At 74.3% G+C, this 21,229-nt stretch carries 13 protein-coding genes; 7 read left to right on the forward strand and 6 right to left on the reverse strand.

All coding sequences use genetic code 11. The features are described from left to right. Window positions 1-101 precede the first annotated feature (101 nt). Entirely contained in the window at window positions 102-509 is a 408-nt protein-coding gene (locus ACH4PU_RS23965) for a hypothetical protein (RefSeq protein WP_398275563.1), read from the forward strand. A gap of 143 nt (window positions 510-652) precedes the next feature. On the opposite strand, the gene ACH4PU_RS23970 is transcribed toward ACH4PU_RS23965, so the two are convergent. From ACH4PU_RS23970 to ACH4PU_RS23980, 3 genes are all read right to left on the reverse strand, one after another. Further along, on the reverse strand, window positions 653-1,237 hold the full coding sequence (locus ACH4PU_RS23970) for a hemerythrin domain-containing protein (RefSeq protein ID WP_398275566.1): 585 nt from the start codon (window positions 1,235-1,237) through the stop codon (window positions 653-655). A gap of 188 nt (window positions 1,238-1,425) precedes the next feature. Further along, the gene (locus ACH4PU_RS23975; protein WP_398275569.1) at window positions 1,426-2,193 is read right to left on the reverse strand and encodes a MerR family transcriptional regulator; all 768 of its coding nucleotides are present in this window, start codon (window positions 2,191-2,193) and stop codon (window positions 1,426-1,428) included. A 253-nt stretch (window positions 2,194-2,446) separates the two neighbouring features. Next, window positions 2,447-3,994, reverse strand: a complete 1,548-nt coding sequence (locus ACH4PU_RS23980; RefSeq protein ID WP_398275572.1) for a M1 family metallopeptidase — start codon at window positions 3,992-3,994, stop codon at window positions 2,447-2,449. Window positions 3,995-4,210: 216 nt separating this feature from the next. On the opposite strand from ACH4PU_RS23980, the gene ACH4PU_RS23985 reads away from it, so the two are divergent. Together ACH4PU_RS23985 and ACH4PU_RS23990 are read left to right on the forward strand one after the other, a co-directional pair. After that, window positions 4,211-6,112, forward strand: a complete 1,902-nt coding sequence (locus tag ACH4PU_RS23985; protein ID WP_398275815.1) for a Xaa-Pro dipeptidyl-peptidase — start codon at window positions 4,211-4,213, stop codon at window positions 6,110-6,112. Window positions 6,113-6,199: 87 nt separating this feature from the next. Next, window positions 6,200-8,161: a Xaa-Pro dipeptidyl-peptidase gene (locus tag ACH4PU_RS23990; RefSeq protein WP_398275575.1), complete on the forward strand. Its 1,962-nt coding sequence runs from the start codon at window positions 6,200-6,202 to the stop codon at window positions 8,159-8,161. A gap of 7 nt (window positions 8,162-8,168) precedes the next feature. Here ACH4PU_RS23990 and ACH4PU_RS23995 read toward each other — a convergent pair whose 3' ends face one another. After that, a complete protein-coding gene (locus ACH4PU_RS23995) occupies window positions 8,169-9,131 on the reverse strand; it encodes an FAD-dependent oxidoreductase (protein ID WP_398275578.1) in 963 nt (320 codons plus the stop codon). 137 nt (window positions 9,132-9,268) lie between these two features. Here ACH4PU_RS23995 and ACH4PU_RS24000 point away from each other — a divergent pair, with 137 nt between their 5' ends. The 3 genes from ACH4PU_RS24000 to ACH4PU_RS24010 all read left to right on the forward strand — a co-directional run bounded on the left by ACH4PU_RS24000 (window position 9,269) and on the right by ACH4PU_RS24010 (window position 16,586). Then, window positions 9,269-10,906, forward strand: coding sequence for an ABC-F family ATP-binding cassette domain-containing protein (locus tag ACH4PU_RS24000; RefSeq protein ID WP_398275581.1), 1,638 nt, complete (start codon window positions 9,269-9,271; stop codon window positions 10,904-10,906). 297 nt (window positions 10,907-11,203) lie between these two features. Then, complete coding sequence (locus ACH4PU_RS24005; protein ID WP_398275584.1) at window positions 11,204-15,169, forward strand: Pls/PosA family non-ribosomal peptide synthetase; 3,966 nt, start codon at window positions 11,204-11,206, stop codon at window positions 15,167-15,169. Window position 15,170: 1 nt separating this feature from the next. After that, window positions 15,171-16,586, forward strand: a complete 1,416-nt coding sequence (locus ACH4PU_RS24010; protein WP_398275587.1) for a M1 family metallopeptidase — start codon at window positions 15,171-15,173, stop codon at window positions 16,584-16,586. Between the two features lie 208 nt (window positions 16,587-16,794). Here the strand turns inward: ACH4PU_RS24010 and ACH4PU_RS24015 are convergent, their stop codons facing one another. Further along, on the reverse strand, window positions 16,795-19,134 hold the full coding sequence (locus ACH4PU_RS24015; RefSeq protein WP_398275590.1) for a Tex family protein: 2,340 nt from the start codon (window positions 19,132-19,134) through the stop codon (window positions 16,795-16,797). 75 nt (window positions 19,135-19,209) lie between these two features. Then, window positions 19,210-20,097, reverse strand: a complete 888-nt coding sequence (locus ACH4PU_RS24020) for a hypothetical protein (protein WP_398275593.1) — start codon at window positions 20,095-20,097, stop codon at window positions 19,210-19,212. A 140-nt stretch (window positions 20,098-20,237) separates the two neighbouring features. On the opposite strand from ACH4PU_RS24020, the gene ACH4PU_RS24025 reads away from it, so the two are divergent. Beyond that, on the forward strand, window positions 20,238-21,203 hold the full coding sequence (locus ACH4PU_RS24025; protein WP_398275596.1) for a GlxA family transcriptional regulator: 966 nt from the start codon (window positions 20,238-20,240) through the stop codon (window positions 21,201-21,203). The last annotated feature ends 26 nt before the right edge of the window (window positions 21,204-21,229 follow it).

Below are 21,229 nucleotides of genomic sequence, written 5' to 3' on the forward strand. Positions count from 1 at the left end.
GCTGTGCGGTGGCCGTGCTCCTCGACGGACGACCACGGACGGCCACGGAACCCACGGACGACGCCGGGCGCCCCCGGACGACCACGAACGACAGGAGCGCCATGCGCGCCGCACATCTGCCCATGAACGTCTGGTGGGTCGCCGTCGCCGTCGGATTGGTCGTGGACCTGGCGTTCTGGCTGCCCCTCAGACCACCGGGCAAGGCCAGACTGAAGGCCGGCGTGTCCGCGGTGACGGGGCTGGCCTTCCTCGTCGGGGCCGGTGTCGTGGGCGGTTATCCGCCGCAGGCGATGGTGCCGGGCTGTGCCGCGTTCCTGCTCCTGGCGCCGCTGTCTGTCGTCGGGCACCGGACGGTGATCAAGCGGTTCGCTCTGGAGTACGCGGAGTCCGGCCGGGCCGCGGTCGGCGCCAAGGTGCCGGTGGCGCTGATGGCGCAGGTGGTCGTGGTGCTGCCGGCCGCGGCCGGCGCCGCCGTATGGCTCGTCGAGGACGCGGCCCGCTCCGTCTGAGCCGAGGGGCGCCGGCCGGCCGCCGGGCCGCGGCCACGGGTCCCCGCCGGGTTCGCGGGACCGGGGCGGCACCCGGGCGCCGCCCCGGTGGCCCTCACAGGACCACCGGGCGGCGTCCACGGAGTGCCGTCCACGAAGCGCCGTCAGTGCGCCATGGCCCCCTTGATCGCGTCCTTCGTGCGGTCCACCAGGGACGCGATCGGGCCCACGCTCCACTGCGCGGCCGTGGAGCCGGCCGCCACCGGGTGCGGGTGGGTGGGGGCGACCTTCTCGGCCGCGCGGAGCATCGTTCCCATGCGCTTGAGCTGGGCCTCGTCGCGGCCCGCCCGCAGCGTGGGGAACTCCTCGCGCTCCTCGTGCTCGGCGTGTTCCACCACGGCCTTCTCGAACTCGCGCAGCTGCGCGTCGAATTCCGGGCTGCCGACGTCCATCTTCTCCAGCCGGGCGAGGACCTTGTTCGCCTCCGCCTCCTCCGCGTTGCGGGCGTCCGCCTCCTTCTTGCCGGCGGTGTCGCGGGCCACGGGCCGGACGACCATCTCCTCCGCCGTCTCGTGGACGGCCAGCAGCGCCCTCAGCTCGTCGAACGCCTGCTTCTTGTGCTCCCCGTCCGCCGCCTTGACGTCGGCGAAGAGCTCCCGGATGCGGGCGTGCTGCGCCAGCAGGACGGCCACGACGTCGCCTTCGGGCAGCCGGGCGGCCTGTTCCCGGTCGGACTTCGCACCACTCATGAGGTTGCCTCCCTGTCGTTCTCGGGCGCGGATCGTGATCCGGAAGAACGCCGGTGGAACGACGTCCGTGCTCCGGCGATCACGTGACTCGCGGATGTCCGGACACGCCACGGGGAAACGTCAGGCCCCGGATTACCACCCTAGGGGGTGCACGGGCGGGCGGCACGGCGGCCCGTGCACCCCGGTCGTCAGCCCTGTCCGCCCGTCCCGTACGTCCGGCGCAGCTCCTCCCGCAGCGCCCGCTGGAACGCGGTGACCAGCGCCTGCACCACCAGCGGCTGCATGTGCGCCGACAGCGACTTCATCGCCTCCACCTCCGCCGGGTCCGTCTCCCGGGCCTCGTACGGACCCCACACCTCCTCGTGGAACAGCCGGGTCAGCTCGTGCGCGGTGGCCCGGGCGTGGTCGAGCAGGACCGTGCGCGCGGCGAGGACCGTGCCCAGCGACGCGGGGACGGCCAGCAGCTGGGTGCCCAGCGCGAGGAGGCCCGGGTCGACGCGGAAGCGCGCCGCGCCTTCCGGCTCCCCGGAGTCCCCGGGGCCCGGCCGGCGCTCCAGGACGTCCATGGCGGCGAGCTTGGCGATGTCGTCCTCCGCCAGCGGGCGGCCCGCGCGGCGCTCCAGATCGGCGTGGGTGATCTCCTCGGTGCAGTCTGGGACCCAGGAGGCCACCACGGCCCGGTGAATGGCCAGGTCGTGGGCGCTGAGGTCGTCCGGCAGCCGGCGCAGGTAGCGCTCGATGGCGGCGAGCGTCAGCCCCTGGTGCTGCAACTCCTCGATCAGCGCGAGACGGGAGAGGTGGCCGGGGCCGTAGTGGCCCACGCGGCGGGGGCCGAGCGCGGGCGGCGGGAGCAGGCCGCGTGTGCTGTAGAAGCGGATGGTGCGGACGGTCACCCCGGCGCGGGCGGCCAGTTCGTCGATGGTGAGGAGCTCCGGCTCCCCCGTCTCCGTCGCCATGCCCTGCGCCTCGCTCCCCGGCTCACGGACCTCACCGGCCGCACCAGCCGCTCCCGTACCCATGCCTCGCGCGTCCGGCGGACGCGGCAGTGCAACAGTAGGGGTGTCTCACCACCGCTGTAAGAGCGGACCGCCGATCACCGGCTGGGACAGGGCGGTCCGGCCGGCCGGTCGCGCCGCCGGAGTGGGTCCCCGCGTCACCGGCCCGGATCCGCTCGGATCCGGGCCGGTGTGCCGTGCTGTGCCGTGCGGGTCAGTGCCCGTGCGTCCGGAGCGCCTCCTGGATCTTCGGCCAGGACGCGGGCCGCGCCGGCTTCTGGGCGGCGAGCGACGCACCGCCCTCACGGGCCTGGGACTTCGCCCCCGCCTTCGCCGGCAGGCCGATCCCCGCCTTGGCCGCCTCCGCCGCGCTCGGCTTGGACGTGGTGAACAGCCAGGTGTCGAAGAGCGGCTTCAGCTTCTTGCCGGAGACCTGCTCGGCGTGGGCCACGAAGTCCTGCACGGACCCGTTGCCGTACCGGTTCTTCGCCGTCCAGCCCTTGAGCGTCTCGAAGAACACCTTGTCGCCGACCGTGTTGCGCAGCGCCTGGAGGGCGATGGCCCCCCGCTGGTAGACGGCGCCGTCGAACTGCTTGTCCGCGCCCGGGTCACCGGGCTTGACCGTCCAGAACTTGTCACCCGCCGGGGACTGCGCGTAGGTGTAGTCGGCGAGCTGCTGCGCCGTGCCCTCGCCCTCCTTCTCCGACCACAGCCACTGCGCGTAGGTGGCGAAGCCCTCGTTGACCCAGATGTCCCGCCAGTTCTTCACCGAGACGCTGTCACCGAACCACTGGTGGGCCAGCTCGTGCACGATGAGCGAGACGTTCGCGCCGTTGGCGAACGGCGCCGGGCTGTAGAACGGCCGGGTCTGCGTCTCCAGGGAGAAGTGCGTGGGGACGTTGGGCACATAGCCGCCGACGGCCGTGAACGGGTACGGGCCGAAGACGGTGCTCTCCCAGTCGATGACCTCGGCGCTCCGCTCGACGCTCGCCTTCGCCGGCTCCAGGTTGTCGCCCAGGTCCTTGCTGTAGGCGTTGATCACGGGCAGGCCGTTGGCCGTGGTGTCCGTGGTGATCTCGAACTTGCCGACGGCCAGCGTGGTGAGGTAGCTCGCCTGCGGCTTGGTGGAGCGCCAGTTCCAGCGCGTCCAGCCGAGCTTGGAGGTCTTCGAGGCGAGGACGCCGTTGCTGATCGCCTGCACGTCGTCGGGGACGGACACCGAGATGTCGTACGTGGCCTTGTCGCGCGGGTGGTCGTTGCTGGGGAACCACCAGGCGGCCGACTCCGGCTCCTGCGCGGCGATGCCGCCGTCCGGCGTGCGCTGCCAGGCGGACGAGCCGTTCACCTTCACCGCGGACGGGGTGCCGCTGTACCGGACGACGACGGTGATCTGCTTGCCCTGGGGGAGGTCCGCGGCCGGAGTGATCTCCAGCTCGTGGGTGCCCGTCTTCCTGAACGCGGCCTTCTTGCCGTTGACCAGGACGTCGCTGACGTCCAGCAGCAGATCGAGGTTGAAGCGGGACAGCGCCTGCGTCGTGGTGGCGGTGATGGTCGCGGTGCCCTCCAGCCGGTCGTTCTTCGGCTGGTACTTGAGCCTCAGGTCGTAGTGGGAGACGTCGTAGCCGCCGTTGCCGGCGTCCGGGTAGTAGGAGTCTCCGATGCCCGGCGCGCCCGGCGTGCCGTCGGCCGCCGACGCGGGGACCGCGAGCAGCAGGAAGGCGGCAGCGGCGGCGGCGCTCGGAACGAGGAGTCTGTGACGCACGAGACACTCCAACTCGTAGGGGGCGGAAGATCGATCGCAGCCTATGCACTCACCTGCGGGGTGGGAATGTCCATGACGAATCCAGACATACGACTGACATCCGGCCGTCATGAGCGGAGCAGCACACTATGCCTCGCCGTACCGACTCGACGGTACGTCATATCGCCTTTGTAGCGCGGGAGTTGGCTGGGTTAGCGTCCGTCCGTGCAGAACAACATGCGTCACATACGCAACAAGGGTTTCTTGAAACGTACGGTTCCGGCCGCCGCCACCGCGCTCCTGGCCGCTCTCGTCGCGGCACCGGCTCCCGCGCAGGCCGCTTCCTCCGGGCGGAGCGGCGAGGAGAGCACTCCGGTCTACTCCTATGACCAGGCCGTCCGGGAGACCGTCTACGTCGAGACGGGGAAGGACAGCGACGGCGACGGGCGCACGGACCGGGTGGCCGTGGACATCATCCGGCCCCGGGAAGCGGCCGAGCAGGGCCGCAAGGTCCCCGTGATCATGAACGCCAGCCCGTACTTCCAGAGCATCGGCCGGGGCCCCGAGAGCCAGGTCAAGACCTACGACGAGCAGGGCAAACCGCTTCAGTTCCCGCTCTACTACGACAACTACTTCGTCCCGCGCGGCTACGCCGTCGCCCTGGTCGACACGCCCGGCACCAACCGCTCCGACGGCTGTTCGGACGTGGGCGGTCCCTCGGACATCGCGGCGGCCAAGTCGGTCGTCGACTGGTTCAACGGCCGGGCGCACGGCTACACCTCGCGCACCGGGGACGGCGGCGCCGACGCCGACTGGACCACCGGTTCCGTCGGCCTGATCGGCAAGAGCTACGACGGCTCGATCGCCAACGGCCTGGCCGCCACCGGCGTCGAGGGCCTGAAGACCGTCGTCCCCATCTCCGGGCCCAGCTCCTGGTACGGCTACTACTTCTACAAGGGCGCGTCGACCAACTCCACCGAGGGCATCGCCGGCCACGCGCGCTGGGTCGAGACCGACGAGGTCAAGGCCCGCTGCAAGGCCATGGACCGCGCCCTGATCGAGGGCGCGCCGCGCGACGGCAACTGGACCGGCATGTGGCAGGACCGCGACTACGTGCGCGGCGCCGACAAGGTCCGTGCCAGCGTCTTCGCCGTCCACGGCCTCCAGGACCTCAACGTCCGCACCCAGCACCTCGACAAGTGGTGGGACGCCCTGGCCGAGAACGGCGTCGAGCGCAAGATCTGGCTTTCGACGGCGGCGCATACCGACCCGTTCGAATTCCGCCGCCAGGAGTGGGTGAGCACCCTCCACCGGTGGTTCGACCACTACCTGATGGGCTACGACAACGGCATCGACAAGGAGCCGATGGCCGACGTCGAGCGGGCCCCCGGTCAGTGGACCACCGACCCGGTCTGGCCGCCGAGCGGCACCGGCCGCGCCACCGTGCGCCCGGCCGCCGGGCCGGTCGCGGGGGTGGGAACGCTGGGTGCCGAGCCCGCGAAGGCCGGCGCCACGGCCGAGTTCACCGACGACCCCGCCCTCGGCGAGCTCGACTGGGCGGCGGACGCCGACCGGCCGACCCCGGCCAAGGCCTCGTTCACCACCAGGCCGCTCCACCGTGATCTCCGGCTGTCCGGACATGGCTCGGTGACCCTGAAGGTCACCCCGACCACCGGCTCGGCGACGCTGTCGGCCGTCCTCGTCGACCTCGGCCCGGACACCATCCGGGACTACAAGAACGGCGGCGGCGTCTCGGTCCTCCCGGAGAAGGAGTGCTTCGGCAGCGGCACCGCCGGGGACACCGGCTGCTTCAAGAAGGCCGTCCCCGCCACCAAGAAGGTCGAACAGACCGTCTTCAGCCGCGGCTGGGCCGACCTCGGCCACTACGCGGGCTTCCCCCGGCGGGAGATCACGCCCGGCAAGCAGTACGACATCACCCTCGACCTCGGCACGGCCGACCACGTGATCCCGGCCGGCCACCGGCTGGCCCTGATCGTGGCCGGTACGGACAAGCCGTACATCGACGCCCCGGCGTCCACGCCGAAGCTGACCGTGGACCTCGCCGGCAGCGCGGCGGAACTGCCCGTGGTCGGCGGCTACCGGACCTTCGCGCGCGCCACGGGCGACGACCGGACCTGAGACGGCGGTGCGCGGGGCGGCCCCCGCCTCCCGGAGGCCGCCCCGCACCCCTTCTGCACCGCGGTCGACGCGCGTACGCTCCCGCCCGTGCCGAAACCCACGCGGAACACCCGCATATCCTGGACCACTTCAGTCCTCGCGGCCCTGGCGTCGCTGCTGGCCGTCCTCGCCGCACCACCGGGCGCGGCCCAGGCCGCGCCCCCCGGAAGACACACCGGCGAGAGCAGACCCGTCTACTCCTACGACCGCGCCGTCCGCGAGTCCGTCTGGGTCGAGGCGCCCACCCGCGCCGGCGGCACGGACCGGGTCGCCGTGGACGTCATCCGGCCCCGCGAGGCCGCCGAGAAGGGCGTCCGCGTCCCCGTGATCATGGACGCGAGCCCGTACTACTCCTGCTGCGGACGCGGCAACGAGAGCCAGAAGAAGACGTACGACGCCCAGGGGAAGCCCGTCCAGTTCCCCCTCTTCTACGACAACTACTTCGTCCCGCGCGGCTACGCCGTCGTGCTCGTCGACCTCGCCGGAACGAACCGCTCCGACGGCTGCGTCGACGTCGGCGGGCGCTCGGACGTCCAGTCCGCCAAGGCCGTCGTCGACTGGCTCAACGGACGGGCGCGCGCGTACGGTTCGCGCACCGGGAGCACGTCGGTGAAAGCGGACTGGACCACCGGCGCCGTCGGCATGATCGGCAAGAGCTACGACGGCACGATCGCCAACGGCGTCGCCGCCACCGGTGTCCAGGGCCTCAAGACCATCGTCCCCATCGGCGCCATCAGCTCCTGGTACGACTACTACTTCGCCAAGGGCGCCGCGCTCTTCGGCAGCGGCCCCGACGGCCTCGCCTCGCGCGTCGAGAGCGACGAGGCGCGCGCCCGCTGCCAGGACGTCCAGCGGAAGCTGGTCGAGGGAGCGCCGCGCAACGGCGACCGGACGCCGCTGTGGAGCGAGCGCGACTACGTCCGCGACGCGGGCAACGTCCGCGCCAGCGTCCTCGCCGTGCACGGCATGCAGGACCTCAACGTCCGCACCAAGAACCTCGGCCAGTGGTGGGACGCGCTCGCCGCCAACGGCGTCGAGCGGAAACTCTGGCTTTCGCAGACCGGGCACGTCGACCCGTTCGACTTCCGGCGCGACGCCTGGGTGCGCACGCTGCACCGCTGGTTCGACCACTACCTGATGGGCTACGACAACGGCGTCGAGCGCGAGCCGATGGCCGACGTCGAGCGGGCGCCCGACCAGTGGACCACCGACCGCGTCTGGCCGCCCGCCGGCACCCGGGCCACCACCCTGCGCCCGGCGGCGGGGCCCGCACAGGGGCCGGGCGTGCTCGGCCTGGACCCCGCGCGGCCGGGCAGCACCGCCGAGTTCACCGACGACCCGGCGCTCGGCGAGAACGACTGGGCGGCGGCGATCGACCGGAGCACCCCGTCGAAGGCCGGCTTCGTCACCCGCCCGCTCGCCCGTGACCTGCGGCTCTCCGGCTCCTCCACGGTCCGGCTGCGGGTGACCCCGTCCACCGCGTCCGCCCACCTCTCCGCCGTCCTCGTCGACCTCGGCCCGGCCACCATCCGCGACTACGCCGACGACGCCGAGGGCATCACCACCCTCGCCGACCGCACCTGCTGGGGCGCCGGCACCCCCGGGGACACCGGCTGCTTCCAGCGGACCGAGGCCAAGACCGCACGGGTCGACCACACCGTCTTCAGCCGCGGCTGGGCCGACCTCGGCCACTGGGGGAGCGGCAGGCGCACCCGGGCCGTCACCCCCGGCACCCCGTACACCATCACCCTCGACCTCGCCGCGACCGACCACGTCGTCCCGGCCGGCCACCGGCTGGCGCTGATCGTCGCGGGCACCGACCGCGGCCTGATCGAACCGGCCTCCACCACCCCGCGGTTGACCCTCGACCTGGCCTCGACCTCGGCGAACCTGCCGCTGGTCGGCGGCTACGCGGCGTTCGTCCGCGCCACCAAGGGCGGGGTCCGGCCCCCGGCCGGGCCGGCCCACCCGTACGGCCTGGGGGCGCCGCGACTGACGCGACTGCCCTGACCCGGCCCTACGGCCCGTCGTTCAGCGCCAGTTCCGCCGCCTCCCGGGCGCACCCCCAGGAGACGGTGACCCCCGACCCGCCGTGCCCGTAGTTGTGCACCAGCCGCGCCCCGTCCGGCAGCCGCTCCGCCTCCAGGCGGACCCGGTGCCGGGCGGGGCGCAGTCCGGCGCGGTGGGCCAGGACGCGGGCCCGGGTGAGGCCCGGGTGCACCCGGGCGCACCGGGCGATGATCGCCTGGGCCAGGGACGGCGTCGGCGTGCGGTCCCACACATGGGCGCGGGCCGTCCCGCCGAGGACCAGGCCGTACGGCTGGGGGAGGAGGTAGGCGGGGTCGCCCGTCCCGTCGTCGGCGGCGGTGAACCACTCGCGTATCCCCGGGTTCTCGACGACGACGAGCTGGCCGCGCACCGGGTGCAGGTGCGGGTCGCCGACGAGCGGTCCGGCGCCCAGGCCGGTGCAGTTGACGACGACCGGGGCCGCGCGGGCCGCGTCGGCGAGGGCGGCGACCGGGCGGAGGGTGACGGTGCCGCCGGCCCGGCCCAGGCGGCGCTGGAGGTATCCCAGGTGCGCGGGCATGTCGATCAGCGGCAGCCGGGCGCGGACGGCCCGGTCGTAGCCGCGCGGCGTCTCGTACGGCTCCGCGTCGCGCAGCCCGGGCACCCCGGCCGCCCACGCGCCCAGTCCGCCGGCGGAGACGCCGGCGTGCACCCCGTCCACCATGCGCACCCCGGTCTCCTCCGGCCGCCGGGCCAGGCCGGCCAGGACGGGCAGGGACGCGAGCGACCAGGCGGCCACGGCGGCGGCCGGTTCGGCACGGTAGGGCCACCACAGGCCCCCGGCCACCGCGGAGGTGGTCCGCACGGCCGTCTCCCGCGTCCACACCTCGACCCGCAGCCCCCGTTCCGCGAGGAGGACGGCGGTGGTCAGGCCGATGACGCCGGATCCGATGACGATCGCATCGCTCACCATGGGAGTGAAGGTACCGAGAGGCGGGGGCCGTTGGGCGGGGATTGCCGAGCGCTGGGGGAATGACCGGCTCGTCGCGGGGGCCCCGCGCCCCGGCCGGCGGGGCCGGACCGGCGCGGACCGATAGAGTCGGCCCCGACATGAACGCCACCCTCGTCGCCAAGAACCTCGCCGCCGGCCACGGCGACCGCACCCTCTTCGCCGGGCTGGACCTGGTCGTCGCCCCCGGCGACGTGATCGGGCTCGTCGGGGCCAACGGCGCCGGGAAGTCCACCCTGCTGCGGATGCTCGCCGGGCTCGCGGAGCCCGACGAGGGCTCGGTCCGGATCAGCCCGCCCACCGCCACCGTCGGGCACCTCCCGCAGGAGCCGGAGCGGCGGCCGGGGGAGACGGTGCGCGCGTTCCTGGCCCGGCGCACCGGCGTCGCCGCCGCGCAGGCCGCCCTGGACACCACCACCGAGGCGCTGGCCGCGGGCGCGCCCGGCGCCGACGACGCGTACGCCGTCGCGCTGGAGCGCTGGCTGGCGCTCGGCGCGGCCGACCTGGACGAGCGGGCGGAGGAGGTCGTCGGCTCGCTCGGCCTCACCGTCGGCCTCGACCGGCCCATGACGGACCTGTCGGGCGGCCAGGCGGCCCGCGCCGGCCTGGCCTCGCTGCTGCTCAGCCGCTACGACGTGTTCCTGCTCGACGAGCCCACCAACGACCTCGACCTGGACGGCCTGGAGCGCCTGGAGACCTTCGTCACCGGGCTGCGCGCGGGCACCGTCCTGGTCAGCCACGACCGCGAGTTCCTCACCCGCACCGTCGACCAGGTGCTGGAGCTGGACCTCGCCCAGCAGCAGATCACCCTCTTCGGCGGCGGCTACGGCTCCTACCTGGACGAGCGCGAGCGGGCCCGCCGGCAGGCGCGCGAGGCGTACGAGGAGTACGCGGACACCCGCGCCGCCCTGGAGGCCCGCGCCCGCACCCAGCGGAACTGGATGGAGAAGGGCGTCCGCAACGCCCGCCGCAAGGGCAACGACATCGACAAGATCACCCGGAAGACGCGGATCGAGGCCAGCGAGAAGCAGGCGTCCAAGGCCCGGCAGACCGAGCGGCTCATCGAGCGGCTGGAGACCGTCGAGGAGCCGCGCAAGGAGTGGCAGCTCAAGATGGAGATCGCCGCCGCGCCCCGCTCGGGCAACGTGGTGGCCACCCTGCGCGGTGCCGTGGTGCGCCGCGGCTCCTTCACCCTCGGTCCGGTGGACCTCCAGATCGACTGGGCCGACCGGGTCGCCGTGACCGGCGCCAACGGTTCCGGGAAGTCCACCCTGCTGGCCACGCTGCTGGGCCGGCTCCCGCCGGCCGAGGGCTCGGCCGCGCTCGGTCCGGGCGTAATCGTCGGCGAGGTGGACCAGGCGCGGGCCCTGTTCTTCGGCACGGAGACGCTGCTGGACGCGTTCGGGGCGGCCGTCCCCGAGCTGGTGCCCGCCGACGTGCGGACGCTGCTCGCCAAGTTCGGCCTCAAGGCCGAGCATGTGCTGCGCCCCGCCGTGACCCTCTCACCGGGCGAGCGGACCCGGGCCGCGCTGGCGCTGCTCCAGGCCCGCGGCGTCAACCTGCTGGTGCTCGACGAGCCCACCAACCACCTTGACCTGCCGGCCATCGAGCAGCTCGAGTCGGCCCTCGCCTCGTACTCGGGCACCTTGCTGCTGGTCACGCACGACCGGAGGATGCTGGACGCGGTGCGCACCACCCGGCGGATCAGGGTCGAGGACGGCCGGATCATGGAGCGATGAGGGCGCGGTTCCCTGTCCTCCTGATCCTTTCGGATGAACTTCGGCCCGAAAAAAACCTTCGTCGCAGGTCAACTCTTCGCCAAGCCGTCACCGTCGCCCGTCTGGCCGAAAACCGTGGTTTTCCTGTGAAACGGCACGTACCGTGAGAAAAGAGTGCGCCCGAGGCATCCCCCGCCACTCGTTCGATATGCGGAACGTTGGCAACGCTTTTACGAACCCGTGGGCGCGGAGCGACGTCTGTGGGTGCGGACGTCCTAGAGGCGTCCGCAACCCACCGTCGAATTGAGGCGTAAGGCCATGTCCCCGACTCTCTCCAGTTCCACCCCCACCCCGCTGGCTCCGCCGGCGGGGCGGGCGCTGTACGGCAGCGCCCCGCCGCCGGGGGAGCGCACCCTGATGGACGTCCTCGACGCCACCGCCGCCGGCCACCCCGACGCCCCGGCCCTCGACACCGAGACCGGTGTCCTCACTTACCGGGAGCTGTGCGCGGAGGTCGAGACCCGGGCCGAGCGGCTGCGCCGCGCCGGGATCGGGCCGGGCGACCGGGTCGGCGTCCGGATCCCCTCCGGCACCGCCGAGCTCTACCTCGCCATCCTCGCCGTCCTCCGCTGCTCCGCCGCCTACGTCCCCGTCGACGCCGACGACCCCGAGGAGCGGGCCGCCACCGTCTTCCGCGAGGCCGAGGTCTGCGCCGTCCTCACCGGCGACTGCGCGCTCGCCCTCGGCCGCCGAAAGCCCGGAGCCGCCGGACCCCGGCAGCCGCTGCCCGAGGACGACGCCTGGATCATCTTCACCTCCGGCTCCACCGGCGCCCCCAAGGGCGTCGCCGTCTCCCACCGCAGCGCCGCCGCCTTCGCCGACGCCGAGGCCGCCCTCTTCCTCCAGGACGAGCCGCTCGGCCCCGGCGACCGGGTGCTGGCCGGCCTCTCCGTCGCCTTCGACGCCTCCTGCGAGGAGATGTGGCTGGCCTGGCGGCACGGCGCCTGCCTGGTACCCGCCCCCCGCTCGCTGGTCCGCGCCGGTCACGAGCTGGGCCCCTGGCTCGTCGAGCGGGCCGTCACCGTCGTCTCCACCGTTCCCACCCTCGCCGCCCTCTGGCCCCGGGAGTCCCTGGACCGGGTGCGGCTGCTGATCGTCGGCGGCGAGGCCTGCCCGCCCGGCCTCGTCGAGCGGTTCGCCGTCCCCGGCCGCGAGATGTGGAACACCTACGGGCCCACCGAGACCACCGTCGTCGCCTGCGCCGCCCGCATGGAGCCCGGCGAGCCCGTCCGCATCGGCCTGCCGCTCGACGGCTGGGAGCTCGCCGTGGTCGGCGAGGACGGCGAGCCCGTGCCGTACGGCGCCGAGGGCGAACTGGTGATCGCCGGCGTCGGCGTCGGCCGCTACCTCGACCCCGCCAAGGACGCCGACCGCTTCCCGCCCTGCCCGGCCCTCAACAGCGACCGCGCCTACCGCACCGGCGACCTCGTCCGGGCCGACGAGGAGGGCCTGGTCTTCACCGGCCGCGCCGACGACCAGGTCAAACTGGGCGGCCGGCGGATCGAGCTCGGCGAGATCGACGCCGCCCTCGGCGAGCTCCCCGACGTCCACGGCGCCGCGGCGGCCGTCCGCACCACCCCGTCCGGCTCCCAGCTCCTCGTCGGCTACCTGGTCCCCGCCCCCGGGTTCGACCCGGCCGCCGCCCGCGCCCGGCTCACCGAACGGCTGCCCGCCGCGCTCGTCCCCGTCCTCGCCGAGGTCGACGAGCTGCCCACCCGCACCTCCGGCAAGGTCGACCGCGACGCCCTGCCCTGGCCGCTCCCCACCACCGGCGCCGCCGCCCCCGGAGCGGGCGAGGAACTGCACGGTACGGCCGGCCGGCTCGCCGACCTCTGGGAGGAGCTGCTCGGCGTCCGGCCCGGCGCCGACTCCGACTTCGTCACCATGGGCGGCACCAGCCTCACCGCCGCCCGCATGGCCTCGGCCCTGCGCGAGCACCACCCCGGCGTCTCCGTCGCCGGCCTCTACCGGAACACCGTCCTCCGGGACATGGCCGCGCACATCGACGCGCTCGACACCCCCGTCGAGGACACCGGGCCCCGCCGGATCGTCCGTCCACTGCGCCGCCGCACCGGCGCCGCGCAGATCCTGGTGCAGACCGTCCTCTACGGCGTCCAGGGCCTGCGCCTGCTGACCGGCCTCGCCGTCGCCGACAACCTCCTCGGCGTCTTCGCGCCGCAGGTCTGGGCTCCGCACACCTCCTGGTGGCTGGTGGCCCTGGCCTGGCTGCTGCTGTTCAGCGCCCCGGGACGGTTCGCGATCGGCGCCCTCGCCGCCCGCGTCCTCACCCGCGGGATCACCCCGGGCGCCCACCCGCGCGGCGGCCGCGTCCACCTGCGGCTGTGGACCGCCGAACGCACCGTCGCCGCCTTCGGCGTGCCCTCCCTGATGGGCACCCCCTGGGCCCGCTGGTACGCCCGCGCCCTCGGCTGCGCCGCCGGCCGGAACGTCTCCCTCCACGCCATGCCCCCGGTCACCGGCCTCGCCGAGTTCGGCGACGGGGCCAGCGTCGAGCCCGAGGCCGACATCGCCGGCTGGTGGATCGACGGCGAGACCCTGCACATCGGCCCGGTCCGGCTCGGCGCCGACTCCCGCGCCGGCCACCGCAGCATGCTGATGCCCGGTTCCTCACTGGGCGACGGCGCCGAACTGGCGCCCGGCGCCTGCCTCGACGGCCACGTCCCCGCGGGCGAGACCTGGGTGGGATCGCCCGCCCGCCCGGACGCCGCCGCCCACCACGCGAGCGGCCCGGTCCGCCCGGCCGAGGACTGGCCGGAGCCCCGCCGCGAGCGCTCCCGGCGCTGGTCCGCCGCCTACGCCCTGGCCCTGCTCGGGATGCCCCTGCTGCCCGTCCTCGCCGCCGCGCCCGCCCTCGCCGCCACCTTCTGGCTGATCAAGGACAGCGCCTCGCTCACCTCGGTCGCCGTCAGCCTGCTGCTCGCCGTCCCCGTCCTCACCGCCGTCACCACGGTCTGCTGGATGCTCGTCGTCGCCGGCACGGTCCGCGTCCTCAACCGGGGCATCAGCGCCGGCCTCCACCCCGCCTGCGGCGGCGTCGCCTGGCGCGCCTGGGTGATCACCCGGCTGCTGGACGGCACCCGGCGCAACCTCTTCCCCGTCTACGCCAGCCTCGCCACCCCCGTATGGATGCGGATGCTCGGCGCCCGCATCGGCCGCGGCGCCGAACTCTCCACCGTCCTGCCGCTGCCGTCCCTGCTCACCGTCGACGACGGCGCGTTCCTCGCCGACGACACCCTCGTCGCCCCCTACGAACTGCGCGGCGGCTGGCTCCGCCTGGGCACCGCGCACGTCGGCCGCCGGGCCTTCCTCGGCAACTCCGGCATCATCGGCCCCGGCCGTTCCGTCCCGGACCACGGCCTGGTCGGCGTCCTCTCCGACGCGCCCGAGCACAGCGAGCCCGGCACCTCCTGGCTGGGCCGGCCCGCCATGCCGCTGCCCCGCGTCGCCACCGTCGCCGACGCCGGACGCACCTTCGCCCCGCCGCGGAGACTCGTCCTGGCCCGCGCCGGCGTCGAACTGTGCCGGATACTGCCGCTCATGTGCGGCCTCGCCCTGGCCGACATGGTGCTGATCGGCGAACAGTGGGCCTTCGGCCACGGCGGCCTCGGCCTCGCAGCGCTGGTCGCCGCGCCCCTGCTGGCGGTCGGCGGCATTCTCGCCGGGCTCCTCGCCACCGCCGCCAAGTGGCTGCTCATGGGCCGCTTCCGGAGCGGCGAGCACCCGCTGTGGAGCTCCTTCGTCTGGCGGAACGAACTCTTCGACACGTTCGTGGAATCCCTCGCCGTCCCCTGGTTGGCGGGACCCTTCACCGGTACCCCCGTGCTCAACTGGTGGCTGCGCACCCTGGGCGTCCGCATCGGCCGGGGTGTGTGGTGCGACACCCACTGGCTGCCGGAGACCGACCTCATCACCCTCGGCGACGGGGTCACCGTCAACCGCGGCTGCGTCCTCCAGACCCACCTCTTCCACGACCGGATCATGCGCATGGACACCGTCCACCTCGCCGAGGGCGCCTCCCTCGGCCCGCACGGCATCGTGCTCCCGGGCACCACCGTCGGCGCCCACACCGCCATCGCCCCGTCCTCCCTCGTCATGCGCGGCGAGACCGTCCCGCCGGGCACCCGCTGGGCGGGCAACCCGATCGCCGGACAGCGGACCGCCGCGGCGCCCACAGCCGCTCCGGACCGGGAAGCCGCCGCGTGACATGGGAGCCCGACACACCTGCAGCCGCCGCGTCCTCCTCGCGGCGCTGGCCGTCCCGGTGACCGCCGCCGCCATCGGCGGCGGCGGTCACCGCCGGCCCGCCCGCGAGGAGCGCTACTTCCCGCAGCACGGCTCGTACGCCCACCGCACCCTCGCCTACCACCTGGAGCTCGACTACGACCCGCGCCGCCACCGGCTCGACGGCCGCGCCCGGATCGAGGCGACGGCCAACGGCGCCCTCGACTCCGTCGAACTCGACCTGGCGAAACTCACGGTCGACGAGGTCCTCCTCGACGACCGCCCGGTCGCCTTCCGGCACCGCGACGGCAAACTCCGGATCACGGCCGACCGCACGCTGGAACCGGGCCGCCCCTTCACCCTGGACGTCCGCTACGGCGGACGTCCCCGGCCCGTCCACTCGCCGTACGGCCCGATCGGCTGGGACCGCACCGGCGACGAGCACGACGGCACGCTCGTCGCCTCCCAGCCGGTGGGGGCGCCATCTTGGTTCCCCTGCAACGACCGCCCCGACGACAAGGCCGCCTACACCTTCGAGATCACCGTCCCGGCCGGCTACGACGCGCTCGCCAACGGCTCCCTCGTCGACCACCGGGAGGAGGACGGCGCCACTCGCTGGACCTACCACCACCCCGGCCCGATGGCCTGCTACCTCGCCGCTCTCTACACCGGCCGCTTCCACCGCGAGACCTGGACCGAGGAGGACGTCTCCGGCGCACCCGTCCCCGTACACGTCGCCTGCCCCGCCGGGGCCGTCGACCGCGTCCGCCACGACCTCGCCCGCCAGGGCCGCATCCTCCGCCTCTACACGGACCTCTTCGGCCCCTACCCGTTCGAGTCCTACGGCGTCACCGTCGTCGACGCCGAACTGGCCGCCCCCGTGGAGAACCAGACCCTCTCCGTCTTCGGCCGCAACCACATGGACGGCCGGCGCGGCTGGGAGACCCTCGTCGCCCACGAGACGGCCCACCAGTGGTTCGGCAACAGCGTCAGCCTCGCCGACTGGCAGCACATCTGGCTCAACGAGGGCTTCGCCACCTACGCGGAGTGGCTCTGGTCCGAGCACCTCGGCGAGGACGACGCGGACACCCTGGCCCGGCGCTCCCGCACCGACCTGGCGGGCCGCCGCCAGAACCTGCGGATCGCCGATCCGGGGCGGCGGCATTTGTTCGACGACCGGGTGTATGTGCGGGGCGCTTGCGCCTTGCACGCTCTGCGCCTGGCCGTCGGCGACGATCCCTTCTTCCGCGTCCTGCGGACGTGGCACGAGACGCGGCGGGGCGGGAGCGCGGACACTCCCGGGTTCCTCACGCACGCGGGGCGCGTCGTGGCGCGGGATGTGGAGGACGTGCTGGGGCCGTGGCTGTACGAGAAGCGGGTGCCGGAGTTCCGGCGGTAGGGGGGTGCCCCGGTCCCGCCCCTTCACCGTTTCTCGCGGGGGCAAGCCCCCGCACCCCCGTAACCGCGCTGCGCGCGGTTGTCCTCAAACGCCGGACGGGCTGGAAACCCAGCCCGTCCGGCGTTTGAGGACGAGCGGCGAAGCCGCGACAAGGGGGGTCTGGGGGCGCAGCCCCCAGGAATCGGCGAAGGGGCGGGACTGGGGCTCCCTACCGGCGGCCCTCCGGCCGCACCAACCCCGCGCGCCGCAACGCATCGGCCATAGCCCCACCCGCCGCGGGCGCCTGCGCCTCACGGCGAGGCCGAGGCGTCCCACCACGCCGGTTCTCGCGAGGCTCCCGCCGAGAGGAAGCGGAAGCCTCGTCGTCCAGACGGAGCGTCAGCGAAATCCGCTTCCGCGGAATGTCGACCTCCAGCACCTTCACCCGCACGATGTCCCCGGGCTTGACCACATCCCGCGGATCTTTGACGAAGTTCCGCGACATCGCGGACACGTGCACCAGCCCATCCTGATGCACCCCCACATCCACGAACGCCCCGAAAGCGGCGACGTTGGTGACGACCCCCTCAAGGATCATCCCCGCCGCCAGATCCCCGATCTTCTCCACACCCTCCTTGAAGGAGGCCGTCTTGAACGCGGGCCGCGGGTCCCGCCCCGGCTTCTCCAGCTCGCGCAGGATGTCCGTCACCGTCGGCAGACCGAACGAATCGTCGACGAACTCCTCGGCCCGCAGCGACCGCAGCACACCCGTGTTGCCCACGAGAGCGGCGACATCGCTCCCCGTCCGCTTGGCCATCGCCCGCACCACCGGATACGCCTCGGGGTGCACGCTGGACCCGTCCAGCGGATCGTCACCCCCGCGGATGCGGAGGAAGCCGGCGCACTGCTCGTACGCCTTGGGGCCGAGCCGGGCCACGTCCTTGAGCGCCTTGCGGGAGCGGAAGGGACCGTTCGCGTCGCGGTGGGCGACGATGTTGTCGGCGAGGCCGGAGCTGATGCCGGAGACGCGGGAGAGCAGCGGCGCGGACGCCGTGTTGACGTCGACGCCGACGCCGTTGACGCAGTCCTCGACGACCGCGTCGAGCGAGCGCGACAGCTTCACCTCGGACAGGTCGTGCTGGTACTGGCCGACCCCGATCGACTTGGGGTCGATCTTCACGAGCTCGGCCAGCGGGTCCTGGAGCCGCCGCGCGATGGACACCGCGCCGCGCAGCGACACGTCCATCCCCGGCAGCTCCTGCGAGGCGAACGCGGAGGCGGAGTACACCGAGGCGCCCGCCTCGGAGACCATCACCTTGGTGAGCCCGAGCTCGGGGTGACGGCCGATCAGGTCGGCGGCCAGCCGGTCCGTCTCCCGGGAGGCCGTGCCGTTGCCGATGGCGACGAGCTCGACGCCGTGCTCCTTGGCGAGCCGGGCGAGGGTGGCCAGGGAGGCGTCCCACTTGTTCTGCGGGACGTGCGGGTAGATGGTCTCCGTGGCCGCGACCTTGCCGGTGGCGTCGACGACGGCGACCTTCACGCCCGTACGGAAGCCCGGGTCGAGGCCCATCGTGGCGCGGGTGCCGGCCGGGGCGGCGAGCAGCAGGTCGCGCAGGTTGGCGGCGAAGACGCGGACCGCCTCGTCCTCGGCGGCCTGGCGCAGCCGCAGCCGCAGGTCGATGCCGAGGTGGACGAGGATGCGGGTGCGCCACGCCCAGCGGACCGTGTCGCCCAGCCACTTGTCGCCCGGCCGGCCCCGGTCGGCCACGCCGAACCGGCGGGCGACGGCCTGCTCGTACGCGCTCGGGCCCGCCGCCGCCTCGCCGGCCGGCTCCGGCTCCAGGACGAGGTCGAGCACCTCTTCCTTCTCGCCGCGCAGCATGGCGAGCACCCGGTGCGAGGGCAGTTCGGTGAACGGCTCGGCGAAGTCGAAGTAGTCGGCGAACTTGGCGCCCGCCTCCTCCTTCCCGGACCGCACCTTGGCGACCAGCCGGCCCCGCGTCCACATCCGCTCGCGCAGCTCGCCGATCAGGTCCGCGTCCTCCGCGAACCGCTCGGTGAGGATCGCCCGGGCGCCCTCCAGCGCGGCGGCCGCGTCGGCGACGCCCTTGTCCGCGTCGACGAAGGCGGCGGCAGCGGCGAGCGGTTCGACGCCGGGGTCGGCCAGCAGCCCCTCGGCCAGCGGCTCCAGGCCCGCCTCGCGGGCGATCTGCGCCTTCGTCCGCCGCTTCGGCTTGAACGGCAGGTAGATGTCCTCCAGCCGGGCCTTGGAGTCGGCCTCGCGGATCCGCGCCTCCAGCGCGGCGTCCAGCTTGCCCTGCGAGCGCACCGACTCCAGGACGGCGGCCCGCCGCTCCTCCAGCTCGCGCAGGTAGCGCAGCCGCTCCTCCAGGGTGCGGAGCTGGGCGTCGTCCAGCGCGCCGGTCGCCTCCTTGCGGTACCGGGCGACGAACGGCACGGTCGCCCCTCCGTCGAGCAAGTCGACGGCCGCCTTCACCTGCCGCTCCTGTACACCGAGCTCCTCGGCGATCCTGCCTTCGACCGACGTACCGGTTGCCGTCACGATCACGCTCCGCTTTCTCTTCGGACTGCGCTTCGCATTGTGGCAGGTGCCTCGGACAACGCGGGCCGCGCCGCCCCCGGCTCAGCCCTCGGCGGAGCCGTCCGCCGGGCGCGGCGAACCCGTCGGCGACCCCCCGGCGGCCGCGATCCGGGCGGCCAGGTCCCCGGCCAGCTCCGTCAACCGCTCTGTGCCCGCCGGGCCCAGGTGCTCCCACGGCCCGGCGTCCAGGCGGTCGGTCGCCTCCTCGACGTCCCGCCGCAGTTCCGCGCCCGCCGGGGTGAGTGTCCCGTCGGCCGTGAACAGCCCGCGCTCGCGCAGCCGCCGCGCGCCCTCGGCCAGCTCCTCCGCGCTCCACCCGCGGGTGCGCAGCAGCCGCCGGGACAGCGCACTGCCGTCCCGGCCGGCCGCATGGCTGACCAGCGCCTCGACGGGGTCGAGGCCGGCACCGGCCAGCGCCGCCAGGTGTCCGCCGCCGCGGTGCTCGCGGAGCAGGGTCGCCGCGTGCCACAGGGCCAGGTGCGGGGCGTCGGGAACGGGCTGGTCCGCCTGGGCGGCGTACAGCGGCCGGGACGCGCGCTCGCCCGCCTCCGCCGCGCGCAGCGCGAGCTCCGCGGCCTCGGCGATCTCCGGCGAGGCGACGGCCTCGTCCCCGAGTATCCGGCGCAGGGCCGCGTCGCAGGCGCGCAGCCGCGCGGCCACCGCCTCCTGCGGCGCCACCCGCTCCCACACCACGGGGACGTGACGGGCCACCAGCTCGTGCTTGAACACGTGGAACGCCGCCGTCACCGCGCCCGCGCCGACCCGCCCCATGGCGCCGGCCCGCTCGGCGAAGTACCGGGTGTGCCCGTCCTCCACGCCGAACGCGGCGAACTCCCGGACGGTCTCGGGGCTGAAGTACGAGAAGACGTGCACGGCTTCGAGCGCGGTCTGGCAGCGGCGGCCGGCGGAAAGGATCACGGTAGTGGTCATGCCCCGCACGCTAGGCGGCGGGCGGCCCGGCGCGGAAGACCGGAAAGCGCCCGGGAACGTCCGGCAAGGGCGTCCGCCGTGGCAGGAAAGGTGGGAAGGACGTCATTGCCGCCACCCGCCCCCGGGACCAGCATGTGATCATGACGCCTCGCCGCACCGTGCTCATCGTCCTCCACGAGGGGGTCCAGAGCCTCGACGTCACCGGCCCGCTCGAAGTGTTCACCCAGGCCGGGGTGACGGTCGGCGACCCCGGCGCGTACCGGGTGCGGACCGCCACCGTCGACGGCCGGCCGGTGCGCACCGGCAGCGGCCTGCTCCTGACGCCCGACGGCGCCCTGGACGCCGCGCCCGCCCCGGACGTGCTGCTCGTCCCCGGCGGCCGGGGCGTCACCGAGCCGGACCCGCGGCTCGTCGGGCTGCTGCGCGAGCACGGTCCGCGCGCCGGCCGGCTGGTCTCCGTGTGCACGGGGGCGTTCCTGCTGGCCGCCGCCGGGCTGCTGGACGGCCGCCGGGCCACCACCCACTGGGCGTACTGCGACGGCTTCGCCGAGCGCTTCCCCGCCGTCCGGCTGGAGACCGAGCCCGTGTACGTACGGGACGGCAGCGTCGCCACCTCGGCCGGGGTGACGGCCGGCGTGGACCTCGCGCTGGCGCTGGTCGAGGAGGACCTCGGCCGGGCCGTCGCCCTCGCGGTCGCCCGCTATCTGGTCGTCTACCTCCGGCGCCCGGGCGGCCAGCGGCAGTTCAGCGCCCAGCTCGCCGCGCAGACCCCCCGCCGCCCCGCGCTGCGGGACCTCCAGCAGTGGATCGCCGAGCACCCCGGCGCCGACCTGAGCGTCGAGGCCCTCGCGGCCCGCGCCGGGCTGTCGCCGCGCCACTTCGCCCGGGCCTTCCGGGCGGAGGTCGGCGTACCGCCCGGCCGCTACGTCGGCCGGGTGCGCCTGGAGACGGCCCGGCGGCTGCTGGAGGAGACGGCGGACGGCGTCGAGGAGATCTCCCGGCGCTGCGGCTACGGCACGCCCGAGGCGATGCGCCGGGCCTTCCGGCGCGCCCTGGACGCCCCGCCGGGCGCGTACCGGCGCGGCGTCCGCCCCGCTGCCGCCTGATGCCACCGGACCCCTGACGCCACCGA

This window comes from Streptomyces sp. NPDC021100 (genome assembly GCF_044333095.1).
GTDB lineage: Bacteria > Actinomycetota > Actinomycetes > Streptomycetales > Streptomycetaceae > Streptomyces.

Excerpts from the sequence above, each read along its gene's own strand:
- ACH4PU_RS23970 (WP_398275566.1), bottom strand. The coding sequence starts at position 1,237 with ATGAGTGGTGCGAAGTCCGACCGGGAACAGGCCGCCCGGCTGCCCGAA.
- ACH4PU_RS23995 (WP_398275578.1), bottom strand. The coding sequence starts at position 9,131 with ATGGTGAGCGATGCGATCGTCATCGGATCCGGCGTCATCGGCCTGACC.
- ACH4PU_RS24010 (WP_398275587.1), top strand. The coding sequence starts at position 15,171 with ATGGGAGCCCGACACACCTGCAGCCGCCGCGTCCTCCTCGCGGCGCTG.
- ACH4PU_RS23985 (WP_398275815.1), top strand. The coding sequence starts at position 4,211 with ATGCGTCACATACGCAACAAGGGTTTCTTGAAACGTACGGTTCCGGCC.
- ACH4PU_RS23975 (WP_398275569.1), bottom strand. The coding sequence starts at position 2,193 with ATGGCGACGGAGACGGGGGAGCCGGAGCTCCTCACCATCGACGAACTG.
- ACH4PU_RS24005 (WP_398275584.1), top strand. The coding sequence starts at position 11,204 with ATGTCCCCGACTCTCTCCAGTTCCACCCCCACCCCGCTGGCTCCGCCG.
- ACH4PU_RS24025 (WP_398275596.1), top strand. The coding sequence starts at position 20,238 with ATGACGCCTCGCCGCACCGTGCTCATCGTCCTCCACGAGGGGGTCCAG.
- ACH4PU_RS24020 (WP_398275593.1), bottom strand. The coding sequence starts at position 20,097 with ATGACCACTACCGTGATCCTTTCCGCCGGCCGCCGCTGCCAGACCGCG.
- ACH4PU_RS24000 (WP_398275581.1), top strand. The coding sequence starts at position 9,269 with ATGAACGCCACCCTCGTCGCCAAGAACCTCGCCGCCGGCCACGGCGAC.
- ACH4PU_RS23965 (WP_398275563.1), top strand. The coding sequence starts at position 102 with ATGCGCGCCGCACATCTGCCCATGAACGTCTGGTGGGTCGCCGTCGCC.